Raw genomic sequence first — 937 nt, forward strand, 5'->3', positions numbered from 1 at the left:
GGCGCGAACGACTTACTACGTGGCTGGGCTGCCAGGTTGCATAGCCAACAGCAGATCATCAATGATCGCTTTGCCCATTTCACCCAAATAGTGCGAGGCGAAAGCGAACTTCTCCGCCTTGGGGTCCATGGCGGCCTCAAGCGAGAGCATTTTTGCGTAATAAAGCACGTGCGAGGCGTGTTCAAGGGCTTCCAGCAGCGGAACCCCTGCGTTGACACGGAACACTTTCAAATGGCTTTTGTTTTCTCCGCAATCTGCAAAGGTCGCGGCGCCGATAGTTTCGGCTGAGGGTATTTCGTACGGCATAGCTTGCTCCTTTGGTACAACCAAAAAGAGCTGCCAGTCACGATTCCAAGCGTGGGGGGGGCAGCTGTACGCTGGTTGGAATCCGAGAAGAAGCAACTCGGCAGGCACAAGGCCTCCCACGTACAGTCGCCATAAAGCACAAACAGCAGGCACAAAAAAGCGCCGACTAATTGTTTGACGGCGCTGTAGCGTGTTCTTTCCCGGGATTCCACGCCCGCTCATCACAGACTTTGCTTCCGCTCCAATGGACGGTTAAGGTTCGTTCAGGTTTTTCGCCCCGCGAGTTTTCAATGTTCAACGCTTCTGTGATCAAACCCCTGGCCTTCGCCCTCTTGGCCGCCGCCGCTGTGCCTGCCCATGCCGACTGGTATCTGGATAACGAGTCCTCGCGCCTGTCGTTCGTCACCACCAAGAACACCGAAATCGCCGAAGTGCAGCGCTTCCTGGTGTTGCACGGCAAAGTCGACAGCAAGGGCGCCGCGCAACTGGAGGTGGAACTGGAGTCGGTCAACAGCGGCGTTCCGCTGCGCGACGAGCGCATGCGCAATCAGTTGTTCGAGATCAAGACGTTTCCAGACGCGCTGATCAACGCGCAGATCAACCTGCAACCGATCAACGATTTGGCCCCTGG

Annotated in this window: 2 protein-coding genes; one reads left to right on the forward strand and one right to left on the reverse strand. The window is 56.6% G+C overall.

Going from position 1 to position 937, the window contains the following annotated elements; genetic code table 11:
• Positions 1-15: 15 nt before the first annotated feature.
• Complete coding sequence (locus tag OQK_RS00985; protein WP_010212293.1) at positions 16-306, reverse strand: DUF3077 domain-containing protein; 291 nt, start codon at positions 304-306, stop codon at positions 16-18.
• 290 nt (positions 307-596) lie between these two features.
• On the opposite strand from OQK_RS00985, the gene OQK_RS00990 reads away from it, so the two are divergent.
• Positions 597-937: YceI family protein (locus tag OQK_RS00990; RefSeq protein WP_016770718.1), on the forward strand; the 341-nt coding region annotated here is incomplete at its 3' end.

Origin of the sequence: Pseudomonas sp. R62 (assembly GCF_000257605.1) — a bacterium.
Lineage (GTDB): Bacteria > Pseudomonadota > Gammaproteobacteria > Pseudomonadales > Pseudomonadaceae > Aquipseudomonas > Aquipseudomonas atacamensis.